This is a genomic window from Selenihalanaerobacter shriftii (genome assembly GCF_900167185.1).
Taxonomy (GTDB): domain Bacteria; phylum Bacillota; class Halanaerobiia; order Halobacteroidales; family Acetohalobiaceae; genus Selenihalanaerobacter; species Selenihalanaerobacter shriftii.
The window spans coordinates 48,204-71,987 of record NZ_FUWM01000008.1; the positions used below are offsets into that span (position 1 = coordinate 48,204).

General features: G+C 30.5%; 27 protein-coding genes. 4 read left to right on the top strand and 23 right to left on the bottom strand.

The features are described from left to right. Positions 1-106: 106 nt before the first annotated feature. Positions 107-1,954, bottom strand: coding sequence for a methyl-accepting chemotaxis protein (locus B5D41_RS05335; RefSeq protein ID WP_078809585.1), 1,848 nt, complete (start codon positions 1,952-1,954; stop codon positions 107-109). 594 nt (positions 1,955-2,548) lie between these two features. Here B5D41_RS05335 and B5D41_RS05340 point away from each other — a divergent pair. Next, positions 2,549-3,361, top strand: a complete 813-nt coding sequence (locus B5D41_RS05340; protein ID WP_078809586.1) for a hypothetical protein — start codon at positions 2,549-2,551, stop codon at positions 3,359-3,361. Positions 3,362-3,557: 196 nt separating this feature from the next. On the opposite strand, the gene B5D41_RS05345 is transcribed toward B5D41_RS05340, so the two are convergent. From B5D41_RS05345 to B5D41_RS05380, 8 genes are all read right to left on the bottom strand, one after another. Continuing rightward, on the bottom strand, positions 3,558-4,622 hold the full coding sequence (locus B5D41_RS05345; protein ID WP_078809587.1) for an AI-2E family transporter: 1,065 nt from the start codon (positions 4,620-4,622) through the stop codon (positions 3,558-3,560). Between the two features lie 158 nt (positions 4,623-4,780). After that, a complete protein-coding gene (locus B5D41_RS05350) occupies positions 4,781-5,227 on the bottom strand; it encodes a GNAT family N-acetyltransferase (protein WP_078809588.1) in 447 nt (148 codons plus the stop codon). A 121-nt stretch (positions 5,228-5,348) separates the two neighbouring features. After that, a complete protein-coding gene (locus B5D41_RS05355) occupies positions 5,349-5,897 on the bottom strand; it encodes an isochorismatase family protein (RefSeq protein WP_078809589.1) in 549 nt (182 codons plus the stop codon). Between the two features lie 178 nt (positions 5,898-6,075). Further along, complete coding sequence (locus B5D41_RS05360; protein WP_234983897.1) at positions 6,076-6,999, bottom strand: L,D-transpeptidase family protein; 924 nt, start codon at positions 6,997-6,999, stop codon at positions 6,076-6,078. A gap of 190 nt (positions 7,000-7,189) precedes the next feature. Next, positions 7,190-8,599 carry an MATE family efflux transporter gene (locus tag B5D41_RS05365; RefSeq protein WP_078809591.1) on the bottom strand — a complete coding sequence of 470 codons (1,410 nt, stop codon included), beginning with the start codon at positions 8,597-8,599 and terminating at the stop codon, positions 7,190-7,192. A gap of 2 nt (positions 8,600-8,601) precedes the next feature. Beyond that, positions 8,602-9,048 (bottom strand): MarR family winged helix-turn-helix transcriptional regulator, encoded by a 447-nt coding sequence (locus B5D41_RS05370; protein ID WP_078809592.1) that lies wholly within the window; start codon positions 9,046-9,048, stop codon positions 8,602-8,604. Between the two features lie 460 nt (positions 9,049-9,508). After that, complete coding sequence (locus B5D41_RS05375) at positions 9,509-9,823, bottom strand: DUF3862 domain-containing protein (RefSeq protein ID WP_078809593.1); 315 nt, start codon at positions 9,821-9,823, stop codon at positions 9,509-9,511. Positions 9,824-10,113: 290 nt separating this feature from the next. Next, positions 10,114-10,347, bottom strand: a complete 234-nt coding sequence (locus B5D41_RS05380; RefSeq protein ID WP_078809594.1) for a hypothetical protein — start codon at positions 10,345-10,347, stop codon at positions 10,114-10,116. A 205-nt stretch (positions 10,348-10,552) separates the two neighbouring features. Between B5D41_RS05380 and B5D41_RS14360 the strand changes: the two genes are divergently transcribed. Beyond that, the gene (locus tag B5D41_RS14360) at positions 10,553-11,158 is read left to right on the top strand and encodes a cell wall hydrolase (RefSeq protein WP_078809595.1); all 606 of its coding nucleotides are present in this window, start codon (positions 10,553-10,555) and stop codon (positions 11,156-11,158) included. A 50-nt stretch (positions 11,159-11,208) separates the two neighbouring features. Here the strand turns inward: B5D41_RS14360 and B5D41_RS05390 are convergent, their stop codons facing one another. The 10 genes from B5D41_RS05390 to B5D41_RS05435 all read right to left on the bottom strand — a co-directional run bounded on the left by B5D41_RS05390 (position 11,209) and on the right by B5D41_RS05435 (position 19,083). After that, positions 11,209-11,835: a cyclodeaminase/cyclohydrolase family protein gene (locus tag B5D41_RS05390; protein WP_159442897.1), complete on the bottom strand. Its 627-nt coding sequence runs from the start codon at positions 11,833-11,835 to the stop codon at positions 11,209-11,211. A 120-nt stretch (positions 11,836-11,955) separates the two neighbouring features. After that, positions 11,956-12,438: a permease gene (locus B5D41_RS05395; RefSeq protein WP_078809597.1), complete on the bottom strand. Its 483-nt coding sequence runs from the start codon at positions 12,436-12,438 to the stop codon at positions 11,956-11,958. After that, positions 12,438-12,965 (bottom strand): permease, encoded by a 528-nt coding sequence (locus tag B5D41_RS05400; RefSeq protein WP_078809598.1) that lies wholly within the window; start codon positions 12,963-12,965, stop codon positions 12,438-12,440. The genes B5D41_RS05395 and B5D41_RS05400 overlap by 1 nt, the downstream gene beginning before the upstream one ends. A gap of 115 nt (positions 12,966-13,080) precedes the next feature. Continuing rightward, positions 13,081-14,103 (bottom strand): tetratricopeptide repeat protein, encoded by a 1,023-nt coding sequence (locus B5D41_RS05405; protein WP_078809599.1) that lies wholly within the window; start codon positions 14,101-14,103, stop codon positions 13,081-13,083. Positions 14,104-14,248: 145 nt separating this feature from the next. Next, complete coding sequence (locus B5D41_RS05410; protein ID WP_078809600.1) at positions 14,249-14,413, bottom strand: rubredoxin; 165 nt, start codon at positions 14,411-14,413, stop codon at positions 14,249-14,251. Positions 14,414-14,464: 51 nt separating this feature from the next. Further along, positions 14,465-14,761: an indolepyruvate ferredoxin oxidoreductase subunit alpha gene (locus tag B5D41_RS05415; RefSeq protein ID WP_078809601.1), complete on the bottom strand. Its 297-nt coding sequence runs from the start codon at positions 14,759-14,761 to the stop codon at positions 14,465-14,467. Then, positions 14,745-16,457, bottom strand: a complete 1,713-nt coding sequence (locus B5D41_RS05420) for an adenylyl-sulfate reductase subunit alpha (RefSeq protein WP_234983898.1) — start codon at positions 16,455-16,457, stop codon at positions 14,745-14,747. Before B5D41_RS05420 ends, B5D41_RS05415 begins: the two co-directional genes overlap by 17 nt. Positions 16,458-16,644: 187 nt before the next feature. Continuing rightward, a complete protein-coding gene (locus tag B5D41_RS05425) occupies positions 16,645-17,817 on the bottom strand; it encodes a trypsin-like peptidase domain-containing protein (RefSeq protein WP_078809677.1) in 1,173 nt (390 codons plus the stop codon). Positions 17,818-17,917: 100 nt separating this feature from the next. Next, complete coding sequence (gene thiD / locus B5D41_RS05430) at positions 17,918-18,715, bottom strand: bifunctional hydroxymethylpyrimidine kinase/phosphomethylpyrimidine kinase (RefSeq protein ID WP_078809602.1); 798 nt, start codon at positions 18,713-18,715, stop codon at positions 17,918-17,920. A 170-nt stretch (positions 18,716-18,885) separates the two neighbouring features. Further along, entirely contained in the window at positions 18,886-19,083 is a 198-nt protein-coding gene (locus B5D41_RS05435) for a cold-shock protein (protein ID WP_078809678.1), read from the bottom strand. Positions 19,084-19,392: 309 nt separating this feature from the next. Here B5D41_RS05435 and B5D41_RS14470 point away from each other — a divergent pair, with 309 nt between their 5' ends. Continuing rightward, on the top strand, positions 19,393-19,524 hold the full coding sequence (locus B5D41_RS14470; protein ID WP_268794134.1) for a hypothetical protein: 132 nt from the start codon (positions 19,393-19,395) through the stop codon (positions 19,522-19,524). Positions 19,525-19,573: 49 nt separating this feature from the next. Here B5D41_RS14470 and B5D41_RS05440 read toward each other — a convergent pair whose 3' ends face one another. The 4 genes from B5D41_RS05440 to B5D41_RS05455 form a co-directional block, all read right to left on the bottom strand. After that, positions 19,574-20,362, bottom strand: a complete 789-nt coding sequence (locus B5D41_RS05440; RefSeq protein WP_078809603.1) for a methyl-accepting chemotaxis protein — start codon at positions 20,360-20,362, stop codon at positions 19,574-19,576. Between the two features lie 142 nt (positions 20,363-20,504). After that, the gene (locus B5D41_RS05445; protein WP_078809604.1) at positions 20,505-21,695 is read right to left on the bottom strand and encodes a multiheme c-type cytochrome; all 1,191 of its coding nucleotides are present in this window, start codon (positions 21,693-21,695) and stop codon (positions 20,505-20,507) included. A 327-nt stretch (positions 21,696-22,022) separates the two neighbouring features. Continuing rightward, positions 22,023-22,307 carry a ferredoxin-thioredoxin reductase catalytic domain-containing protein gene (locus B5D41_RS05450; RefSeq protein ID WP_078809605.1) on the bottom strand — a complete coding sequence of 95 codons (285 nt, stop codon included), beginning with the start codon at positions 22,305-22,307 and terminating at the stop codon, positions 22,023-22,025. A gap of 126 nt (positions 22,308-22,433) precedes the next feature. Continuing rightward, positions 22,434-22,628 (bottom strand): FmdB family zinc ribbon protein, encoded by a 195-nt coding sequence (locus tag B5D41_RS05455; protein WP_078809606.1) that lies wholly within the window; start codon positions 22,626-22,628, stop codon positions 22,434-22,436. A 348-nt stretch (positions 22,629-22,976) separates the two neighbouring features. On the opposite strand from B5D41_RS05455, the gene B5D41_RS05460 reads away from it, so the two are divergent. Further along, positions 22,977-23,744 carry an ATP-binding protein gene (locus B5D41_RS05460; RefSeq protein WP_078809607.1) on the top strand — a complete coding sequence of 256 codons (768 nt, stop codon included), beginning with the start codon at positions 22,977-22,979 and terminating at the stop codon, positions 23,742-23,744. The last annotated feature ends 40 nt before the right edge of the window (positions 23,745-23,784 follow it).

Genomic DNA, 23,784 nt, shown 5'->3' on the forward strand with positions numbered 1-23,784 from the left:
TCATTGCCTAACCAAAATTGTAATATAAAATACCTAAGACTTTAGGTGCAATCTAGTCTTAGGTATTAATAATGTTAATTTGAATTTTTAATTACTTATTTAAAACTTAAACATCAAATCTTTCAACTAAATCCTTTAATTCTTGTGCCATACTAGCCAATTCTTGTGAAGATTTAGTTACTTCCTCAGACATGTTATTTATATCCTGTGTAGCATTCATAACCTCATCACTATTCTCAGCTAAATCTTGAGTAGATGCTGCAGTCTGTTGGATGTAGGCAGTTGTCTCTTCAATTGAACTCTTGATTTCTGTAAATATTTCACCTGTTTCTATTGCAATTTCCTCACCTTTTTTAGCTTCATCTTCCACTTGGTTAATTGCCTTTAAACTACTATCTGATTTATTCTGAGTTTCTTTAACTAAATTAGCAATCTCATCAGTAGCTTTAGCAGTTTCTTCTGCCAATTCTCTAATTTCCTCTGCTACTACAGCAAAACCTTGTCCATGTTCTCCTGCCCTAGCAGCTTCAATGGCTGCATTTAGAGCTAAAAGATTAGTCTGTTCTGCTATATCATTTATTAACTCTATAATCTGTCCTATCTCCTGAGATTTATCATCTAAACTACTAATAGTATTTACAGTAGTCCCTATCTTTTGATTAATCTGTTTCATACCCATTTCTGCATTAGCAACCTTTTCACTACCAGCTTTAGTTTTGGAATTAGCTTTCTGTGCAACACCAGTTACTTGCTGGCTACTGGCTGAAATTTGCTGAATGCTAGCTGTCATCTCTTTGATACTTTCATTACTCGTTTCAATGACAGCATTTCCTTCTTGAGCAGATGCAGATAATTCTTCACTATATGCTGATAAGTTTTCAGTAGTATTTAATAAGTCAGTTATCATATCTTTAAGATTATTACGCATTCTATTCAAAGATGATATTAACTCTCCTACCTCATCATTAGAAGTAATATCTAATGACTGCACTTGTAAATTACCGTTAGCAATCTCCTCAGCAAAATTAGAAGCTGCTTGAATTGGTTTAGCAATTTTCGAAGAAATTAAATATGCTACAATCAATCCTAAAATAATTGCAACTAAACTAATCCATAAGCTACTCTTCTTTATAGCATTAACTGGAGCAAGCACTTTATCATTAACTGCAACTAAAGCTATAGACCAATTAGTTTCTTCAATAGGAGCAAATGCTAAACCTTTTCCAACTCCCTCCTGCATAAAAACACCTGAACCTGCCTTACCTTCTGCCATTTGAGAAGTAATATTCTTTAATTGTTTATCTCCTGTTTCTAATATCTTTTTATTACCTAAATATTTATCATTAGGATGAGCAATAGTCTGTTTATTACTATCAATAATCCATCCATAACCTATCCCATTTATTTTCATATCTTCTGTAATCTGCTGTAATTTATCAAGCTTAAGGACATTCCCTAATATTCCTACCATTTGACCATCTTTATGTATTGGAGTAGCAATAATAGTAATAGGTCTACCGGTTTCAAAACTACTTAATATTTTAGAAACTACTATTTTTTTCTCCTGCATTACTCGTTGAAAATAACTTTGATTTGAAACATTAGTACTATAATTATTAGTATCATGCATCTTACCATTCAAATCAACTACAAACAATGATTCTGAAGCTGGTGCTTCTTTAAGTAATTTTTTTAAAGTCAAATATTGTTTATCCCAATCCATACTTTTAATTGAATTTAACTGAGACAATAGTTTCATATCATTTTTCTTAGCTTTGATCCAAGTGCTAATTACTTTAGCATTTTGTTGAGCACTTTCTTCAGCAGCTTTAAAGAGAGATTGTGATAGAATACCTCTTGCTTGATTATAAGCAATCAATGAACTTCCTACTATTAATACTAGAATAACAACTCCAATAATAATCATCATTTTAGCTCTAATACTTTTAAACAAAATAAATACCCTCCTATATCTGTTTTCATATTATTTTGAATCATTAGTTAATTAAACTTTTAATTTACCCCCTTTTTTTTATTGTAAATAATTTAAAGATCCACTCTTAACCATTAGTTAATAATTTACAGTAATTTTTAACTATGTTTATATAATTATACAAAAGGATAGATACTCCTTTTAAAAATCACCAAATTATGACGAATTAATTATTAATTTTCTAAATTTTGATAATATTCAAATTTAGTTTGACTATAAATTCTATGATAAAAATTACAATTAATCCTTGCATTACCATACCAGGGTATAATATAATATTATTGAGGTTATATTCACACCTACCTCATTTCTAATGCCCGCCCCTGCGGGCATTCCTTTTAAGCTCCATTTTAATGGGGCTTCTTTTTTTGTTAATAATACATATCCTCCAATAAATTTGTTAGAATAATATTCCATGGATTTTTAAACTTATATTTGATAAAATTAGATTGTGACTATTTATTTACTATATGATATTAAATTTAAATTACATATTTATAGATTAAAATTATTGTTTTTAGCTTAAAACCACGTATATTAAAATGAGGTGTAAGTATGAAAAGAAAAGTATCATTACTTTTAATTATTTTGCTTATAATGACTTTAATGTCTTCCATAGTAATAGCTAAGCCTAAAAAAGGAAAGTTTAAACAAGGAAAATTCAAACATGGTAAGAAAAAATCTAAAAAACATGCTAAAAAAGATTATCATGATAATTCAAATAGTACAGACTTTGTGAAGAATGTTTTTAATATTGAAGATCAAAAAATCAGATATTTTAAAAAGTTTGATTTAAAACCAGAAGAGTTAAGTTTTATTCTTTATCTTCATTCTATGTCTAATCGTCCTGTAACTGATAAAGAAGTTAATTTTATCATTAGTAATAAAAATAATTGGGGACGAGTCACTTGGCATTTTGGATTGCCACCTATTATGTTTGAAGAGGAAATTTTAACTTTCCGTCATCCAATGCAAACAAGATCAAGACTTTATCTTCCACTTGGTAAAACAGGACATAAAAGTAGACATAGAGGCTTTATTAAAGAAAAATTGAATGTAGATTATAATAAGTATGAATACAAATACGAAAACAAACGTGCAAAAATTAAAGAAAAGATTGAAATTAAACTTGATAAATATGAATATAAATATGAAAATAGACGTTCAGGAATTAAAGAGAAACTAGAGGTCAAGTATCCTTCTTATAAGTACGAGTATCATTATATAAATCGTATGACCGGAAAAAATATTAAACAAGAAGGAATAGGACGACCAATTAATCCTAGGATCTTTTATAAAAATTTAAGGAATAAAAAAGATGAAGATTCTAATTTTCATCTGTCTATAAATATTAATATTGATCTTTAAAACCAAAAGCTAAATCTGGTTATTAATATGTATGAAGCTTAATAACATATCATAGTGAATAATCATATGGTAAATATTTAAAAAAGTCACATTAAATCATTTAAATTAACTCTTCTATTTATTTTCTTTTGATAAGACTATAAAAAACCAGGGCATCAATAATATGCCCTGGCTTCTTTAAATATTAATTTTATTTTTATACTTCTTCTGTAAATTGAGCTCTATTTTTAATTACTATTCGAATTACTGCATAAATCGGCACCGCAAATAAAGCTCCTAATATTCCAAATAACAAAATAGAAATTATAATTAAAAATAATACAACTAATGGATGAATATTAAGCTTTTCGCCTTGAACTAAAGGTCTTATTAAATTTCCTTCTAAATATTGAGTTATAGATAAAACTACTAATACCTTAATTACCATTAAAAGACTGGTTGTCAAAGCTATTAACAAAGCCGGCAGTATACCTAAGCTAGGACCTAAAATTGGAATAAAAGAAGTCACCATTGCTATTAAAGCTAAACCTAATACATTAGGTAAACCGATAATTAAATAACCTATAAACATTAAAACTCCTAAAATAAGTGCTACGATTAATTGAGAACTAATATAAGCAGATAAGATTTGATCAATTTCTTGTAAAGTCCTTTCTAATTTATGTTGATTCTTACTTGGTAAAGCAGATAAAAGAAAATCATGTATCTTATCATCATCTTTGAGAAAATAAAATACAACAAAGGGAATTAAGACTATAATTGTTGCTAAATTACTTAAAGATGAAAACGTACCCATAAAATTATAATTACTCATTTCACTTAAGAGTCCTTTTACAAAATTAAGTAGTCGTTTTTGTAAATTTAAATCTTTTAGAAATCGAAAGTGCTCATTACTAAAATTAATTATTTGACTAATGCTTTGTTTAGTGGTTTCATAATTAAAAGAAAAATAATTAAATAATTCTTTTACCTCACTATAAATTATACTTCCTCCAAAGTAAATAACAAAAGCCCAGAAAGCTATCACTATTAAAAAAGTAATGATAATAGCAATGGTTTTATTATTGACCTTGTTCACAAAGAATCGGACTAGAGGTCGCAATAAATAATATAAAAATCCGCCTAGTAATAAAGGAAATATAATAATTGATAATACTGTAGATAAAGGTTTCATCACATAAGGAATCTGCCCTAATAAAAGTATTATTACTAAGATTAAAATAACGGCATATGCTGTTTTAAAGAACTTTCCTTTAAACATTTTTATTGCCTCCATTATCTAAATAAAGATTAAATCCTTAAAGCCTTGTATTTTTATTATACCAAAATAATATTAAATAATAAAATTATCCCAAAATTATTCAAAAAAACCCATCCTTATATTAAATAAATTTAGACCAACTCAATCAAAACTGAAGTTTATTTGCTTTTATACAGCATTTCCACATGAGGAATTCCATCCTCTAGATATGTGTCTGACACTGTTTTAAAACCTAAACTTTTATAGAAGTCCAATAAGTATTCTTGAGCAGAAAGCCTTATACTATCTTCTTGTAATTCTTCTTCAATATATTCTATTGCTCTTTCCATTAATTCTCTTCCTAAGCCATTTCCTCTATATTCCCTATGTACTAACACTCTCCCAATTGATGCTTCTTCATAAGAGACTCCTGGTAAGATAATTCTTAAGTAAGCAACTACTTTGTCACCCTTAGCAGCATAAAGATGATACGAATCAAAATCTTTATCATCACATTCAGGATATGGACAATCCTGTTCAACTACAAAGACATTTATTCGTTGCTTAAGAATTTCATATAATTCAGCTGTATCTAGTTCACTAAAATGATTTATCTTCCATTCCATACTATTTACCTCCCTTAGACCTTTATCATTATAAGAAAATATATTAAGTAAGTCAATATTATCATACCTCTTGGCAAGGTATATTAACTATATAAATTAAATATTTAATTTTATCCTTAATCTATTTTATCAACTTCAATAATTCCCTAAATTCAGCTGTTCCTGCTTCTTTCATTAAATCAAAGAATACTGTTTCTGTATTTGTAATTACTGCTCCCATAGATGTCATTAGAGATAGACCATTTAAATAATTATTCTTGGTTCGAGAACATACTGCATCTCTTACTACAAAAACTTGATAACCATTATCAAGCAAATCTCTTACCGTTTGAAAAACACAGACATGAGTTTCCATTCCAGTAATAATAATCTTTTTTCTTTCTAGTTGGTTTAAGTTAGAAGCTATATTATCATTATATCCTGAAAAGGTTATCTTCTCATGAATTGAAGCTTCCTCAAAAAAGTTGCTCACTTCCGATACTGTTCGTCCAAGACCTCTAGGATATTGTTCTGTAGCGATGATTGGAACACCTATTCTTTCAGCAATAGAAATTAACTTATTTGTATTTTGAATAACTTTTTCGCCATATTCCATTGCAGGTACTAACTTTTCCTGGATATCAATTACCATTAAAACTGAATCTTCTCGAGATAAAGTAAATTTGTCCAAAATCAATCCTCCTTAATTAGCTCATCTTTCTAAATTATTACGACATAAAATTATTAATTCCTTTTCTGAATTATAACAGGCTACTGTATAACCTTATTAAAAGCTAATAGCAAATTAAAAAACCAGAACATAACCATGCTCTGAGTCCTATATAAATAAATCACATTATTATAGCTTCTTATCTAATATTTAAAATATAAAAAATATTTTCATCTGCAATTACATCATCTTTCAACCCATAAATATACTTAAATTCCTTTAAAGCTTTTTTAGTATCTGTACTAAATATGCCATCAGTACAACCTGGATCAAAACCATGTTCCCTTAACTTTTCTTGAAATAACAAAACATCCTTCCCTTTATTCCCTGATCTAAAAGCATGAGTAATTTTAACTGGCTTTCTATAACCAATAATTTTAACTTTCGTACCGATTTTAACCCATGAATAAAGTTTCTCTACATCCTTATTAAACATTCTAATACACCCATTACTAGAAGCATATCCTATCGAACCTGGTTTATTAGTACCATGGACTCCATAATTTCCCCAGGGAGTACTTAACTTCATCCACTTATAGCCAAAAACACTTTTATTCCACATATCTACTTTTTGAATTATCTTAAACTCACCAATAGGAGACTTAGAAGAAGGCTTACCAATAGCTATTGGAAATTCTGCATATTTACTACCATCAGAATAAACAATTAATTTCATCTTATAAGTATCAACTAAAATTGACACCCCTTCTGGTGGCGAATCATTTTTATTTGCTGTTATAATATTTTCTCCATATATTGCCTTACCTAAATCTGACCACAACTTATCTGTAACCATCCCATCTCCTTTTAAACCATTAGCATATTGAAATCTCTTAACAGCTATATATGTATTCCAATCATATAAAGAGTTAATTTTCCCTTTATAATAATTTAATATTTTAAGTTCTCTTTGTAGTTCCCAGATATCATCTCCTTTTAACGGCGGATATTGTAACGATATTTTACGAGATTGATAACAGCTACAATTATGACTAATCTCAGTTGAACTTATATTTACAGATAATAAAAGTAAAATAATCAAAACTAATAATAATTTTCTCATTAGCATCTATCTCACCCTTTATTCAGAAACTTAGCATCTATCTCTAAACTTATTTATTATAATAATATTCAATTATATTCTGTTTTATTGAATAATATAACCTTCAAATTAAATCTCTAAACTCAATAATATATTATAAATTAAAAATTAAAATAAAATAACCCCTGAGATTCACTCAGAGGCTTCCTTATTATTTAGCTTTTGCCTTATCTACTTTACCTACTTTGTCAGTTACAGTTGGTTCATTCATCTTTTTAAAGACTTCATGTAATACTATTACTAACCAAATTGTGACTATAACAGCCGCTATTAACTCTGCAATAGGAATTGCAAACCATAAAGCATCTAAACCATAAAGATAACTTAATAAATACATAGTCGGAAAAAGTAATAATATCTGTCTAAAAGTAGAATGAATCAAACTAGGTATGCCTTTTCCGATCGCTTGAAAAGTAGTTGAAAATATAATTGCTGGTCCCATTATTGGGAAAGCAAGAGTAATTCTCTTTAAAGCCGTAGTCCCTACTTCTAATAATTGAGGATCTTTATTAAATAATAAGATTAATTCCTTAGTGAAGAATTGAAAAATAATAAATCCAACTGTCGTAAATATGCAGCTAATTATTGCTCCAGACTTAATTGTTTTCTTCATTCTTTCTGAATTGTTATTTCCATAATTATAACCGATTATCGGCATATAACCTTGAGTCAACCCGACAATAGGAAGAAAAACAAAAGATTGTAATCTAAAATAGATTCCAAAGACTGCAATAGCTGTTTCACTATAACTACCAACAATTTTATTAACTCCAGCAATCATTGTACTTGCTGATATCTGTAAAGCCATTGCCGGTAATCCTACTTTATATACATCAATTATAATTTGTGGATCAAATGTAATCTGTTTTAATTTTAATGTAATCTGATTCTTATCACTAAATAGAATTATCCAAACAAAAATCCCACTAGTTAACCTCGCAAATATCGTAGCATATGCAGCACCTTCAATACCTAGTTCAGGAAAAAAACCAATTCCAAAAATCAAAAGTGGATCTAAGATTATATTTAAAATCGCTCCAATTAACATCGTCACCATTGGAACAAAAGTATTCCCTTCGCCCCGTAAAATATTATTACCTATTATCGGAACAAATAAAGCTAAAGCTCCCATTAAGATAATCCTAGTATATTGAGTAGTAAGATCAATCAAAACTTGGTCATGAGTAAATATTCTAATCAAATCTTCTGTGAAAAAATAACCAATAATTGCTACTACTATCCCGTAAATAACAGAAAGAAATGTAACATGCTCAGCAACACTATTAGCTCTATTATGTTCTTGTCTACCTAATAGTCTAGAAATTAATGAAGTAGTTCCTACTCCAGTACCAACTGAAATTGCAATTAAAAGTAGCTGAATTGGAAAAGCCAATGAGATAGCAGATAATGCCTCTTTGCTAAGGTGACCAATATAAATACTATCTATTATATTATATAACGATTGAATAAGCATCCCAATAACAGCTGGTGCTGATAGCTTAATTAATAATGGAATAATCGGTTCTGTTCCTAGCCTATCAGCTTTTTTATTTAGTGCCATATTTATTCCCCCTCAATAAACTCATCTTCAAAACCTAAATTATAACATATCTTTTTAATTAATTTCATAAAAATTTCAACTTCATCTTGAGATAATCCTTTTTTTATCTCTTCTTCAATTGAATATAAAATATCCATAAATACTGGTTTAAACTTCTTACTTTTTTCTGTTAAATAAAGAAGATAACATCGTTTATCTTCAGAATCTCTTTTACGTTTAATAAACCCTTTATCCTCTAATTTCTTTACTGCTCTACCAGCAGCAGCCTTATCTATATCATAAATCTTACATAAATCCTGTTGACATATTTCATCTTGATGATACAGGGCAATTAGAAAAGGGTATTGACCTCTCCCAATATCATAATCAGCTAACTTATCATTTAACAAAGAAGCTTGTGCTCTATAAGCAATAGATATATATTTAGCTATACTATCTAACTTTTTCATAAATACCTCCTCCAAATTAAATCTTTTACAGTTCATATACTTTAAATTTGTTAGTTATTTATTATATCACGATTAGTTGAGATGTCAACCATTTAAGTGTAATTATTTTATTCTTACAAAGTAATTATCATATTTTAAAACACAAATAATTTATTTATCCATAAAATAAAAAACTAGAACAGAATTCTGCTCTAGTCTCCTTTAAAAGTTCCAAGGAAATTATATGGATATAAAAGGGAGGAAAGAATAACAGAGGTAACTAACAAGAGGGTATATCACTTTCCTCCTTCTCTATGTATAGCTTAATTATATTTAATTTTCGCTAAATTTATTCAAAACATCTGATTATATTCCTATATCCCAATTAAATCTTCTTTTTATTTTATTTCTATATAGTTAACTAATTCACCTTCTATAATATAAATTAAAAGCACTCAACTAAGAGTGCTTAGTAAAATTATTACCTTAAACCATTCTGTCTCTTAGAAATAACTTCTCCATTTTGAAAAGTTATTGTCATATTCGAGCCATCTTGATTTTGCCATAGATACGCTGCAGTATTATACAGACTTGCACTAGACCTAGAAACTACATTTCCATCATTGCCTAAAAGATTAGTTACTTCATCATATGTCATACTGGTCTGTATCTTCTCAAACTGCCGTTTCGTGTAAATTTTACTTTTTGTACCTCTACTACTACAGCCTACTACTGCTAAAGATAATATTATAACCATTAGAATTAATATAATTTTTTTATTTGAATACGGCATCATTTTCTCATTCCCTTCTCTATATTCTGTAATAAAGTAAATTTTAACATTGATGAAGTATTATTATTCTATGTAAAATACCAGTTACTTATTTTTCATCTACCTTTTATCTAACTAGCAATTTTTTTCATGGTAAATAATTCACATATAAATCACAAAAACATACCTATATTAAAGGTATGTTAACAAACTTTCTAAATATAAAATTTTAATTATTAATCTCTATGCTTTATCCTGCACATATTCAAATTCTAATATTATATATATTATAAATTTTCAGAAAATAATTCTAATTATAATAAATCTTGTGCTTTATTCTTTAATAAACTCTTCTCTTCAAGTTCTTCACTTTGAGATAAATACATAGCAGCATCATCTTGAGGTTGTTCTTTCTTTAAATTTATTCCTATAGTATCTAAAACATCCTCTAATTCATCACTATAAACCTCAACAACTATGCTCAGCAATATCACAAAAGCTAACTGCCATACTGACACCATTATCCTTAACATTTCTGTATCTATCATTATTACCCCTCCTTAATAAAGTAATAAATTTTCTGAATCTTTATTCGTCTTATCTATAACTATTCTACACTCAGACACCTGTTTCCTGTATAGTGAAAAATTTCCCTAATTCTCCCTTCGAAAGCATGGTTATATCTTCTAATGATAACCTTTAAACAAATTGATATAATACTAGAGTAAAATTAGAAAAAGGAGGAATTTATAAATGAAGAGATTTAAGATCACATTTATAGTTACTGTAGTAGCTCTTATATTATTTACTAATGTATTAGTAGCTTCTGCTGCAACTATGCATACTGTTAAACCAGGTGAAAGTCTTTGGACAATTGCTAGAAAGTATGGTACTACTGTTAATCAAATTAAATCTACAAATAATCATTGGTCAGAACTTATTCATGCAGGTCAAACATTAAACATTCCGCAAAAAACAAAATATACTACAAATCATTTTTCTTCTAGAGATTTAGATTTATTAGCTCGTCTAGTTCATGGAGAAGCTCGTGGAGAAACTTTTGAAGGACAAGTTGGAGTAGCAGCAGTAATTTTAAATCGAGTTGAAAACCCAAAGTTTCCTAATACTGTTTCCGGAGTAATTTATGAAAACTTAGCTTTTGAATCAATAATGAATGGTCAAGCTAATTTAAGACCAAATCAAGAAACTATTAAAGCTGCTAAAGCTGCTTTAAATGGTTGGGATCCTACTGGCAACTCTTTATTCTTCTATAATCCAGCAAAAATCCACTCTTCTTCTAACTGGATTTGGACTAGAAGAGTAGTTAAAAATATTGGAAGTCACAGCTTTGCTGTATAAATAAAGAAAGCAACCAGAGAATTATTCCCTGGTTGCTTTTCTACTTAACTTTAACCTATCTTTTCATTAGTAATCTTTAAAACTTCTTCTTTTAATTCTTTAGCCTCAGCTTTTAATTCTTCCATAGCTTTTCTCTTTTCCGCTACATATTCTTCATCACTCATAAAAGCTAAATTAATATTTACATTTAGTTCAGCTGCTTCTAAAGCTGCCCAAGCTTCAATAGCTCCTACGCCAGCATCACTTACGGCATGAGAATTACCTTTCTTAGCAGCAATTACAGCCTGCTTTAAAATATCTACACTCTTCTTAGCCATAGTAAAAGGAACTTCTGTTGCCTCTATAGAAGCTTTTTTCATAGTCTTGTCTCTTAATTCTTTTTCCTCATCAGTCTCCTTAGGCATCTGTAAAGCATCCATATACTCACCGAATACTTCCATATCTTCATTAACTAAATCAAGATAATCTTCTTTTAATTGAGTAGTAGCATCAATTAATTCTTCCATTTCTTCTTGCACATCAGCATAATCATCTTTTCCTACTGTTAATGAAGCTACCATACAAGTTGAAACAGCACCTAAAGCTCCACTTAAAGCAGCTGCACTTCCTCCACCTGGAGTTGGTGACTTAGATGCAAATTCCTCCATAAATTCTGCTATTTTCTTCTCTCTAATCATTATGTAAATCCTCCTTTCAAAACATACTAATAATTCCATATCTAACTATCATAATATTTATTCTTTATGAATTAGAAATATCCTTCATAATTTTCAAAAAACTTATATTAGCTTAATATTTTACCCAAAGATGTAGATAATCATCCCAATTAATGGTGGAATAAAAGCCGTACTTAAAATTCGAATCACAGTAAATTTAGGACCAATTAGAGCAACTTCAAAAGTAAGAGAACTAATATTCCAAATTGACCAAGCCACTACATAAGTAATTACCGCCATTAAACTAGCCCCGCTTTTGAAAATACTGACCGCCAATGGAAAAGCCACATAAGGACCTCCAGGAGTAACCAAACCTGCAAACCACCCAATTAAAATCCCTTTCACACCCGCTTCTGCTCCTAACCATTCTACTATTAATTCTTGAGGAATTAATACCTGAATTAATCCTGCTAAAATAAAAGCAACTATTAATAATGGTGCAGTCTTAATTAACATATTACTACTTACTTTCAAACCTTTAATATGTAATTGATCACCTTTAAGATAAGCAATAATAAATAAAACCACTGAAATAATAGCCATAATAATAGTAGATTCTAACATCAATTTTCACCAGCTTTCCTAGAAACTAAATCATCGCTAAATCTCGAAAATAATAAATTAGCCAGCAAACCAGCTAATGGAGGAAAAACCAAAGTCAATCCATATCTAATTGCTGTTAATTTAGGACCTAAAATAGCTACTTCCATTACTAATCTACTTAAAGACCAAAATGCTTTTCCCGCTACAAAAGCAACCACTGTCCCTAATTCAGCTCCTGCCTTTAAAAAGGATGCCGCTATTGGAAAACTTACATACGGTCCACCAGGGATTATACCGCCGGCAATACTTCCTAACATTATACCTATAAAACCAGACTCCTCTCCTAGCCATTTAGTAATCATCTCTTGTGGAATCAATACTTGCATGTAACCAGCAATTATAAAGGCAAAGATCAATAATGGAATAATCTTAATTGTCATTTCAACTCCAATCTCTAAGCCTTTAAGCGGTAATGTGCTTGCTTGAAAATAAGCAACCATCATTAAAATTAAAGCTATAATCACCATGACAATAATTGTCCGCTGCACTTAATTACCTCCTCTATCTCTAAAAATGGAAAATATTATATCTCAATAATAACATTCTCCATAAAATAAATCAAACCCCCGCTTAACCTAAACGGAGGTTTGGTTCAATTAAATATTAATTTATAGAATTTTTAGCCTCATTTAAAAACTTTCTTGCTTTATCAACCATTTTACCATTAGGATATTTTGCTAAAAATGCCTGCCAAGCTTTAGCAGCCTTTTGATAATCTTTTAAATCAAAATGAGTTACGATTCCTTTATTAAATAAAGCATTTTTAAAATCAGGATCAATTTCTAATGCTTTATCAAATATTCCAATAGCTTTTTTGGGATTATTTACCTTTCTATAAGCTATTCCTAAATCTACAAGCACTGATACATTATTAGGTTTAAATTTCAAACTAGTTTCATAATAATTAATCGCTTTACTAAAGTTTTGTTGATCAAAATAAGCATGACCTAAATTAATCATTGCTGCTACATCTTGTGGGTTTTCTCCTAATCTTGCCTTATAATCAGCAATTGTAGATTGAGCATTAGTCGATTGTGGAGAGCTTATTTGATCTGGATTTTTGGCTGAACTCCTTGCCTCCGCAAGAAACTCTTTAGCTTTATCAGTCATTTGTCCATTTGGATATTCAGCTATAAACGCCTGCCATGCCTTAATTGCTTTTTGATAATTCCTTATTCCTCGTTGGTAGACGACTCCTTTATTGAATAAAGCATTTTTAAAATCAGGATCAACCTCTAATGCTTTATTATACAATTCTATAGCCTTCTGTGGGTTAGAATTTTGTTTATAATAATAAGCAGTCCCTAAGTCCACCAATACGTGTGCATGCTCCGGTTCAAACCTCAAGCTAGCTTCATAATAATTAATCGCTTTCTCATAATTACGTTGGTCATAATAAGCATTTCCTAAATCAATCATAGCCTGTACATCCTGGGGATTGTCAGATAACCTCTGTTTAAGGTTATTAATCTTTTGGCTATCTCCTTGTGAATTCGATTGATAATTTGTTTGTTGGGAATTATTTGAAGAACTAATAAACCCTGCAGCAGCTACAAAGACCGATGCTACAAAAACAATTATCATAAAAATTGCCATAGTCTTTTGTTTATCATTTTTACCACTCATATAAGTTACCTCCTCTATGTATGTTAAGTCCTTATTATATATTATAACACATTGTTCACATATCCACAATCAAATATGCAATCTTCATATTTACTTCATAATTCAGTGCGAATAGTTGTTAATACTACTCGCACTTATATTATAATTATGATATTACTGGTTTAAACATCTCTTTATCAGCCCCACATTCAGGACATACCCAGGCATAAGAGATATCTGAAAAAGATATTCCTGGATCTATCCCTGCTGCTGGATCTCCTTTAGTCGGGTTATATACATATCCGCACTCCTTACATCTATATTTCTTCATCTAATACTCCTCCTTTTAGTTACAATTGATTTCTATTATGTTAGTTAGTATCTATTTAATCGGCACTATATATTCATTCTTCGTCCCATCTAAATGCTTACAAACCCAAACTCTATTATCTTTATTTCGTCTTGCTTGTAAAGTAGCTCCCCGTCCTCCAATTACAGTCGGTAAATATAATTCAATAGCCTGACTAGGACATTCTTTAACACAAGCAGCACAATCCCAACATTCTTCAGAGGCTCTAATTAATACTTTTCCATCTTTCTCTAACAGAAGATCCCCAGGACAAACATTAATACACTTACTACATAAACTACAAGCTTGATTATCAATACATACACTCATAATTGACCTCCGCCTTCTCTAAACAGTAACACTCTCTTTCTTTAATTGTAACCTTGCTTTTCTTTTGGTCATAAACTGAATTTACAAATTTAAACCATTCTTGATCATCCAGTCTAGGATAATCTAAGTTCTGCTGGTAAACTGGCCATCTAGTCTCTTTTCTATATAGCAAATGAGCAACTACTACTTTAGCAATTTGAATCCTATCAATAATCTCATGCACCGCCATTAATTGATGGAGATTATCTGCACTTAACCTCTTAGCATCTTCCTCTATCTCTATTAACCTCTTTTTTGCTATTAATAATTTTTGATTATTAACCCGATAATTACTACTGATCCCCCCGGCATATTCGTCCATTATTTTTTGTAATCTACTCTCTAATTCTTGCTGTTTCAAGCTCTCAATTGTACTTAAAGGCTGATATACTCGTTGTAATTCTTTTTGAATAACTTGCTTATTAAAATGAACCTCTTCTCTTTCTTTAATTAAATCTAAAGCCGCCTCCACAGCTATTTTCCCTTCTACAAACGCTCCTGTAACATACTTTTTAGGAGCTCCACCTGCTACATCTCCGGCAGCAAATAACCCCTTTAAAGTGGTACTTCTATCAGTCCCAATCCAATAGCCAGCCTGCCCATGCCCTCCTACTATATAAGGTTCAGAACCGGCAATCTCAATTGGTTCTTCATTAGGTTCTATCCCCTTATTAGCCCATTGTAAAACTATACTAGGAGACATATTCAAAAACTCTTTCTTTAACTCTTTACAACCCTCTTCATCTAAATGACTTACATCCAAATAACATGGTCCTTTACCAACTTCATTTTCAATTAATGTAGCCTGTAATCTAATTGGTGTAGTTACTTCTTTATACTCTTTTAAATACTCTTCACCATAAGCATTAATCTGCTTTGCTCCCGCACCTAAAGCTAATGTTCCTGTTGGAGCTAATACATCCTTAACTCGTAAAGCGATAAACCTCATTTCAAAACTTGTCATTTCAGCTCCAGCTCTAATTCCCATGGCATATCCTGCCCCAGCATTAAATGGCGGATACCAAGTTCTATGCCGAGCACTTCCAGTATTATTAGACTTATAGACCCCACTAACTCCTCCTGTTGCACAGATTACTGCTTTTGCCTTAATCACATAAAATTTATTCTCTCTAACAGAAAATCCAAATGCCCCATATACCTCTCCTTGCTGCAATAAATAATTAGTAGCTACTACTCTATTTAAGATTTCAACATCTTCTTTTTTAACTCTATTAGCTAAAATAGGTTTAAACTCATCTCCATTAATCTTAATACTTCGCCTACTTCTTGCTAAGTAATTACCTTCTTGATCTTTTTTAATCGGTAATCCCCAATCTTCTACTTCAGCAGTGACTTGATTCAACTCTTGAGCAATAGTATAGACTAAATCATCTCTAATAAGTCCATTATTATCTCGTTTAACATATTCTAAAAAACTTTCCGGTGTTTCACCAGATGTTAAATAAGCATTGAGAGCATTAATCCCTGCTGCTAAACAGCCACTCCATTCAATATTAGCCTTTTCCATAATCGTTACTTTACAATCTGGGTCTAACTCTTTAGTTTTAACCGCAGCAAATATACCGGCAGCTCCCCCACCAATAATTAAGAGATCAGTCTCTTTTTTAATAATCTCTATTCCTAACTCATTATTCACTTTTAACACCACCTCATATCTCTAGTCAGCCCCATTATTAATATGTAAGTTTGAAGTGGCATTTTTATTCCTATACTTAACTATAAATAATAAAAAATTTACATTCTAAAATATATCTTCCTCGATAAAACATTGATTAAAAATAAAAAACCGAGGGGATAATCCCTCGGTCAAAATTAAAACTTGTTTAATATTCTCTTGGTCTTTCACCTAAAGTCATCGGTATAAATAATTTACGACCATCTCTTAGCACCCTTAAAATTATTCGTTTACCAACTTTATATTTACTGACTAACTTGACCACATCTTTAGGCTTTTCTATCTTCTTTTTATTTAATTTTAAAATTACGTCTCCGGGGTTTATGCCAGCTTTATCAGCTGGACTATTAGGAATTACATCGGCTATTAAAGCTCCTTTAGTACTTTCTAACCCAAAATAATCAGCAATCTCTTTAGTAATCTGCTGCATATAAACTCCCATCCATGGTCTAATAACTTTCCCATGCTTCTTTAAATCACTTAAAACTTTTTTAGCTTCATTAATAGGAATAGCAAAACCAATTCCTTGAGCTTGAGCATTTACAGCAGTATTGATCCCAATAACTTCTCCTTTAATATTTAATAACGGTCCGCCACTATTACCAGGATTGATATCCGCATCAGTCTGTATCATATTCTTATATACTCTTGGTTTCTCACCTTGAGAAATTTTTAATGGACGTCCTAAAGCACTAATTACTCCAGCAGTAACAGTATGATTTAAACCATATGGATTTCCAATTGCTACTGCCCAATCACCAGGCTTAATCTGATCAGAATCTCCTAATTTTACAGTAGGTAATTCCTCATCAACATCAACTTTTAATACAGCTAAATCTAAACTAAAATCAGAACCTACTAATTCAGCTTTAATCGGTTCTTTTCTATCACTTAATTTAACAGTAATTTCATCAGCATCATGAACTACATGTTCATTAGTTAAAATATATCCATCCTTGCTAATAATAAACCCAGTTCCGAAGCCTTGTCTAACCTCTGGATGTTTACGCTTGCCATACGGAATATCCTGTCCAAAGAATTCTCTAAAGAAAGGGTCATTCAAGAAAGGTTTTCGTTGTTTAACTTCTTTAGAATCTAATTTAATCTTAGCATTAACTCTAACTACTGCTGAATCAACCTTAGATGCTATATCAGCAAATACATTTCGTTCAAATATATTTTGCCCCTTAGGTTGAGTCTTAGCTAAAACTTGACCTGTTTCTATGTAAGTGAAAATTAAACCACTTAATAACATGCTAATTAAAGCAATTGACAAGTACTTAGATAAACTCTTTTTATTAATTTTAATTAATCTTTTCATCATAAAAGCCCTCCTATTTTAGTTGTTAATTAAGCTTTTTAATTGTTAATTAAATTATAACTAACTTTATTTACAAAAATGTGACAAAACATAATTAAAGTTAAATTTTCTCAAATCTCCAAAGATGATTAACAGGCCCTCTCCCTTTACCTACATTTATTCCATTCTTTAATGAAGAAGTAATGAAATCTTTAGCTTTCTTAATTGCTGGTAAGATTTCCATTCCGTCAGCTAAATTAGAAGCAATAGCCGAAGACAAAGTACAACCCGTTCCGTGTGTATTCTCTGTCTTAATACGGGGAGCAGATATTCTATGTGTTTTGTCTTTATAATAAAGAAGATCAATAGCCTTACCCTCTCTATGACCACCTTTAAGCAATACCGCTGTTGGACCTAAATTACTAATTTCTTTAGCCGCATCTTCCATCTCTAATAAAGTATTAATTTCTTTATCAATTAATACCTCAGCCTCAGTTAAATTAGGAGTCACTACTGTTGCTAAAGAAAAAAGTCTTCCTGTTAAAATAGAAATTGCCTCTTTATCTAATAGTCTATCTCCACTAGTAGCTACCATCACTGGATCAATAACCAGATTTTTAATCTCACGTTCTTTTAATACAGAAGCTATAACACTTACTACCTCTGCTGTTCCTAACATTCCAGTTTTAATTGCGTTTATTTCTAAATCATTTAAAACATCATTTAATTGTTGTTTAACAAACTCTCCACTTAACATCGAAACCTCACTAACACCTTTTGTATTCTGTGCTGTAACCCCAGTAATTACTGAAGCAGCATAATTTTGCAACATAGTTATAGTTTTAATATCAGCTTGAATTCCAGCTCCGCCACTAGAATCTGAACCTGCAATCGTTAAAACTTGATTAATATGTAACATGCCTATACTTCATCCTCCTAATATTATTTTATTTTAACATCGAATCTATGGTATATATTATGAATATTCTGGGTTTAAATTGCTTTTCCTGCAAAAATAATATCCATCATCAAAAAAGACCTAGATAGCAAGAAACTATCTAGGTCTAATATCTTAAAAAATTAAGTAACTTATGATTTTGTTACATTTTTAGCTTGTAATCCTTTATCATTTTCAACAACTTCAAAACTTACTTCTTGATCTTCACTTAAATCTTTAAATCCATCTTCTTCAATAGCAGAATAATGAACAAAGATATCATCTCCATCTTCTTGTTCAATGAATCCATAACCTTTCTTAGTATCAAACCACTTAACTTTCCCAGTCATGAAGTCACCAGTTTCTTCATCATTATCATTTGCTTCATTATTAACTGTTTCAGCTTCTAACTCTACCTCAGCAGCTTCTTCTGAAGCAGTTGTCTCTGAAACTGAATTAGAAAGATCATCAGCTTCTTCACCTAAAATTTCACTTAAAGATACCATCAGTAATACCTCCTCACAACATTATCATTTTTAACCATTTATCATAGTAACATAATCAAAACTTAATGTCAAGAATGATTTTACAATCTCTTAGCAGTATATTAAATTATAATTTGGATAAAATATTACTGACTTTGAAAGGAGGATATTATCTTGTTTAATCTATTTGAAAAGAAACAAGGTCTGGATGCAAAGATGATTGCCACTGACCCTTGGTTATTTTATTCAAAAATCATTGCTATGACTGCTGGAGCCTTTGTTTTAGGTAGAATGATCAAACGGTAACCTCTGTCAAAGTCAAAGCTAGGAGATTTAAATCTCCTAGCTTTTCTTTTTATTCCTCTCTTAAAACGGCAACTATATTATTACCTAATCCCAAGTGATCACCACCGGCTTGATTAATGACATCAACCTCTTCAAATATATTATTAATTAATTCTGTAGTTTCTTTAAATTTCATTGTTAATTCTTCAGCTATATGTAAATTACTATTTAAGTTGTCATCTAAAGTTTCAACCTTATCTTCAGAGTCAGAGGACAGAGTATATATTTGATCAGTAGTTTGAGTGATATCTTCTAAAAGTTGTGAAGTCTCCACTGCTAATTGTTTAATCTCATCAGCTACCACAGCAAAACCTTGACCTGCTTCCCCTACTCTAGCAGCTTCAATTGAAGCATTTAATGCTAAAAGATTAGTTTGGTCAGCAATTCCATTAATTTCCGCAGCTAATTCATTAATTCCTTTTATATTCTTTATCAATTTATTAAAAATTTCAGAAAATCTAGTTAACTGCTGATTAGATTCTTGAAGTTCTGTTAACATTACTCGTATTTCTTTTTGACTATTAATCGTCTTATCCAGTACCTGATTAGATAGATTATTAATATCATCAACTTTCCCTATAATCCATTCATCTTCCGTCTGCATATGATTCATCATTTCTATAATTTCGTCTTTAGAATTATTTTCACCATTTATCTCCTCAATTTTTGCTTCTAATTGAGCTATTTTTTCTTCTTTATTTATCAATTCTTTTTGCAAAGAAGCTTTATCAATTTCTGCTCTTTCTAATTCTTCTTTCAATTGATTATAATCTTTATATTTATTTAAGAATTCAAACATATTTATCAACTCCTATACTCTTTATACATAAATTTTACCACTTATCACTTATATATTCTGTATAAAAAATCACACAAAGATCATATAAAAAAAGAACCCTATTGAAAAAGCAATAGGGTTCTTTTAATTTCAGAATTAATTTTTAATTATTTTTTTCATGGTAAGCTTCATCTAATAGCCTGTCTATTTTTTGTACATCTTGAACTATTTCATAGAACCCATGCCAATGTACATAGTCTGGTCCACCCATGGCTGCTCCCATTCTAGCTCGACGGCCCTCATGATGCCACATTTCAAAGAATGTCCAGTCTACTTCATCATTGAATGGTCCTGGCTTTAATACGCCATCTTTTTTAGCCTGTTCATACTTCTTTTTATATGGATTATAGAATTTTTCATTATAAATCTTTACTGTTTCATCTAATTTCTTATAATGATTTTTCGTCCATTGAGTAGAGTGACATTCAGTACATACTTTCTGCATCTCTTCTCGTTTTACTTTCCAATTCTTAGTTCTGTCAGTATGTGGTCTCTCTAATTCCCAAGATAGACGAGCACTTACATTATGAGTAACTTCTGTTTCACCAAATCCAGAAATATGACAAGTTGCACAAGTAGGAGCTCTCATATCATCTACACCTAATTCTTCAGCCGGTGCATCCCAATTCCATTCGTCACCTTCCATAGCATAAATAGCCCCGTGTTTAGATTCATTATAAATCTCTTTTTGTGGATGGTCAGGTCCTAAGTGACATTGAGCACACGCTTCTGGCTTTCTAGCTTCCTCTACAGAGAATTTATGACTAGTATGACAAGCGGTACAAGAACCTTTACTTCCATCAGGATTAACTCGTCCAATTCCGTTATTTGGCCACGTATCTGGGTCAAGCTTACCATTTTCTAATACCTTTACCTTAGTACCATGACAAGTTTGACAACCTGATACTTTAGCAGCCTTACCTGTATGTTCATATAAAGCACTTTCTTTTGCAAACTTATACCCATCAGCATGTAAACTATTATTATGCTGCTTTACTTCCTCTGAGTGACAAGTGCCACAATCTTTCGGTGAAACAATAGTAGCAATTGTGAAGCCATTATGTTGATATGCATCTTTATCATCTTCGTTGGCTTTATGACATTCATAACAAGAAACACCTACTTCAGCATGCTTACTATTTTCCCAATCATGAATAACCCCATTAGTTGCTCCTAAACTATCGTGACAACTAATACAAGTATCACTTGGACTCTCTGCCATAGTTAAAGCTGTCACTGCAAATATTGCTAACACCGTTAACATCATCGTAAATAGTATTTTCTTCTTTGACATATGTATAATTCCCCTCCTGAAGATTTATATTTAATCCTTACCCCTTAATTAATAAGATTAACCTTTAAATACCCATTAAAACTCAATACTAATTACCACTCCTTTCGACATGTTATTTTTTTAACATGTGAATCTAAAAAATTAAGCAATTTAAAGACAAATATGTAATTAAAAGAATTATTTCAACTTATACATAATTATAACATTGAAGATTTTGTGACAAAATGATATTTATCATACTTTGTTAATTTTGTTCACAAATTAGTAACAAATAAAGAAAAAAGCCAACCCCTTAAATAAGGGATTAGCTTTAATTTAGAATAAATATTACTTATTTTTGAAGAACAATTGACAATGACACTGTCCATCTTCTTCTATCTCTTCTTTATGCCACTTGCACGGACAAATTTTATCTTTATCTACTTCCTTATCACCAGTAAGCAGTCTACAAGGGCAATATTGATATCCATGTTCTACTTTATTTCTAGCCAAGCCTTCAATTACAGTATTAAGTACTTCCTCATTAGGATTCAATTTATATCCATTTTTTTTAGCATATCCTTCTACAAACTTTCTTGCTTTTTTTACCTCATCTTTATTTACGTCTTCCATCTTAATCTCTCCCCCTAATAACTTCCATTTCAGTTTACTTACTAAGAATACTTATATAATACTAACTCACAAATGTTATTAGCTTTATTACAAGAAGCATCCAGCTTCCTAATTAAGATTAATGCCTCAGCCTCCACCAGAACTACAACCATTACCAGAATTACTGCTAGCTGAATTGCCTCCAACACTAAATGCAGAGAACTGTCGTTTAACATCATTAGAGTCACATTTTGAACAAGCTACTTCTTTAATATTACTGTAAGAAGTCCTTGTAGTGAACTTTTCTCCACAATTATTACATTTAAAATCATAAAAAGGCATATTATATACCCCCTTTTAATTATTAGTATCCAATTATATTTATTTTTGAAAATTAGTCTTAACATATTTAAACTTATCTTTATTAATTATAGCAATATTAGATATAGTTGTCAATAAGATATGTTATTTGAAATTCTTCGTGTGATAAATTTAATTTATAATATGTGATGAAACTAACAGAATAAAAACTCAAAAAGGATTATCATATAATTAAGAAAAATAATTAATATATTGACTACTAAATTTTTAAACATCTTTTACTTTTAAAGATATCTTTCTTAATAATAGAAGTAGTCTGTGTACTAATAAATCAAAAATTATTTAAAAAATTGAAAGGAGAAATTTATTATGGCAAAAAGAAAAATTATTAGAATCAACGAAAATAAATGTAATGGTTGTGGAAATTGTGTAACTGGATGCCACGAAGGTGCTCTACAAATTATAGATGGAAAAGCTAAGTTAGTAAACGAATCATTCTGTGATGGTTTTGGAGATTGTATTGGAGAATGTCCAACTGGAGCATTAGTAATTGAGGAAAGAGAAGCAGAAGAATTTGATCTACAAGCAACCGCAGAACATGTTAAAGATTTAAGAGGAGAAGAAGCAGTTGAAGAAATGTTAGCTGCTCAAGAAGTCCATGATGATAATGAAAATGATACTAAGCCACATTCTCATTCTGGAGGATGTCCAGGCAGTAGAATGCGAGTCATGAAAACAGAAAATAATACAACTAATAAAAATGTAAAGATTGATTCAGAATTAGAACAATGGCCGGTACAAATTCATTTACTTTCACCAAATGCACCTTATTTTGAAAATGCTGATCTTTTAGTTACAGCTGACTGTGTACCGACTGCTTATGCAAATTATCATCAAGATTTACTAAAAGGTAAAGCAGTAGCTCTTGGTTGTCCTAAATTAGATGATGCTAATGCTTATATAGAAAAATTTACACAAATTATTGCCAATAATAATTTAAATAGTATTACTATCGCTCGTATGGAAGTACCTTGCTGCGGCGGTTTAGTTCATATCGTAGAGGAAGCTATTAAAGCAGCTCAAGTTGATTTAAATGTTGAAATAATCACTGTAGGTATTGATGGAGAATTAAAATAACTATGAATAAATATGACTTATTAATATATAAAAAGAGCTT

What these genes read in the sequence shown, in the direction of transcription:
- B5D41_RS05375 (WP_078809593.1), bottom strand. Translation starts at nt 9,823, where the DNA reads ATGATGCCGTATTCAAATAAAAAAATTATATTAATTCTAATGGTTATA.
- B5D41_RS05450 (WP_078809605.1), bottom strand. Translation starts at nt 22,307, where the DNA reads ATGGAAGACGTAAATAAAGATGAGGTAAAAAAAGCAAGAAAGTTTGTA.
- B5D41_RS05390 (WP_159442897.1), bottom strand. Translation starts at nt 11,835, where the DNA reads ATGATTAGAGAGAAGAAAATAGCAGAATTTATGGAGGAATTTGCATCT.
- B5D41_RS05345 (WP_078809587.1), bottom strand. Translation starts at nt 4,622, where the DNA reads ATGTTTAAAGGAAAGTTCTTTAAAACAGCATATGCCGTTATTTTAATC.
- B5D41_RS05370 (WP_078809592.1), bottom strand. Translation starts at nt 9,048, where the DNA reads ATGAAAAAGTTAGATAGTATAGCTAAATATATATCTATTGCTTATAGA.
- B5D41_RS05435 (WP_078809678.1), bottom strand. Translation starts at nt 19,083, where the DNA reads ATGACTGGGAAAGTTAAGTGGTTTGATACTAAGAAAGGTTATGGATTC.
- B5D41_RS05365 (WP_078809591.1), bottom strand. Translation starts at nt 8,599, where the DNA reads ATGGCACTAAATAAAAAAGCTGATAGGCTAGGAACAGAACCGATTATT.
- B5D41_RS05460 (WP_078809607.1), top strand. Translation starts at nt 22,977, where the DNA reads ATGGCAAAAAGAAAAATTATTAGAATCAACGAAAATAAATGTAATGGT.
- B5D41_RS05380 (WP_078809594.1), bottom strand. Translation starts at nt 10,347, where the DNA reads ATGATAGATACAGAAATGTTAAGGATAATGGTGTCAGTATGGCAGTTA.
- B5D41_RS05440 (WP_078809603.1), bottom strand. Translation starts at nt 20,362, where the DNA reads ATGTTTGAATTCTTAAATAAATATAAAGATTATAATCAATTGAAAGAA.
- thiD (WP_078809602.1), bottom strand. Translation starts at nt 18,715, where the DNA reads ATGTTACATATTAATCAAGTTTTAACGATTGCAGGTTCAGATTCTAGT.
- B5D41_RS05340 (WP_078809586.1), top strand. Translation starts at nt 2,549, where the DNA reads ATGAAAAGAAAAGTATCATTACTTTTAATTATTTTGCTTATAATGACT.
- B5D41_RS05425 (WP_078809677.1), bottom strand. Translation starts at nt 17,817, where the DNA reads ATGAAAAGATTAATTAAAATTAATAAAAAGAGTTTATCTAAGTACTTG.
- B5D41_RS05350 (WP_078809588.1), bottom strand. Translation starts at nt 5,227, where the DNA reads ATGGAATGGAAGATAAATCATTTTAGTGAACTAGATACAGCTGAATTA.
- B5D41_RS05410 (WP_078809600.1), bottom strand. Translation starts at nt 14,413, where the DNA reads ATGAAGAAATATAGATGTAAGGAGTGCGGATATGTATATAACCCGACT.
- B5D41_RS05445 (WP_078809604.1), bottom strand. Translation starts at nt 21,695, where the DNA reads ATGTCAAAGAAGAAAATACTATTTACGATGATGTTAACGGTGTTAGCA.
- B5D41_RS05455 (WP_078809606.1), bottom strand. Translation starts at nt 22,628, where the DNA reads ATGCCTTTTTATGATTTTAAATGTAATAATTGTGGAGAAAAGTTCACT.
- B5D41_RS05405 (WP_078809599.1), bottom strand. Translation starts at nt 14,103, where the DNA reads ATGAGTGGTAAAAATGATAAACAAAAGACTATGGCAATTTTTATGATA.
- B5D41_RS14360 (WP_078809595.1), top strand. Translation starts at nt 10,553, where the DNA reads ATGAAGAGATTTAAGATCACATTTATAGTTACTGTAGTAGCTCTTATA.
- B5D41_RS05415 (WP_078809601.1), bottom strand. Translation starts at nt 14,761, where the DNA reads ATGAGTGTATGTATTGATAATCAAGCTTGTAGTTTATGTAGTAAGTGT.
- B5D41_RS05360 (WP_234983897.1), bottom strand. Translation starts at nt 6,999, where the DNA reads ATGAGAAAATTATTATTAGTTTTGATTATTTTACTTTTATTATCTGTA.
- B5D41_RS05395 (WP_078809597.1), bottom strand. Translation starts at nt 12,438, where the DNA reads ATGTTAGAATCTACTATTATTATGGCTATTATTTCAGTGGTTTTATTT.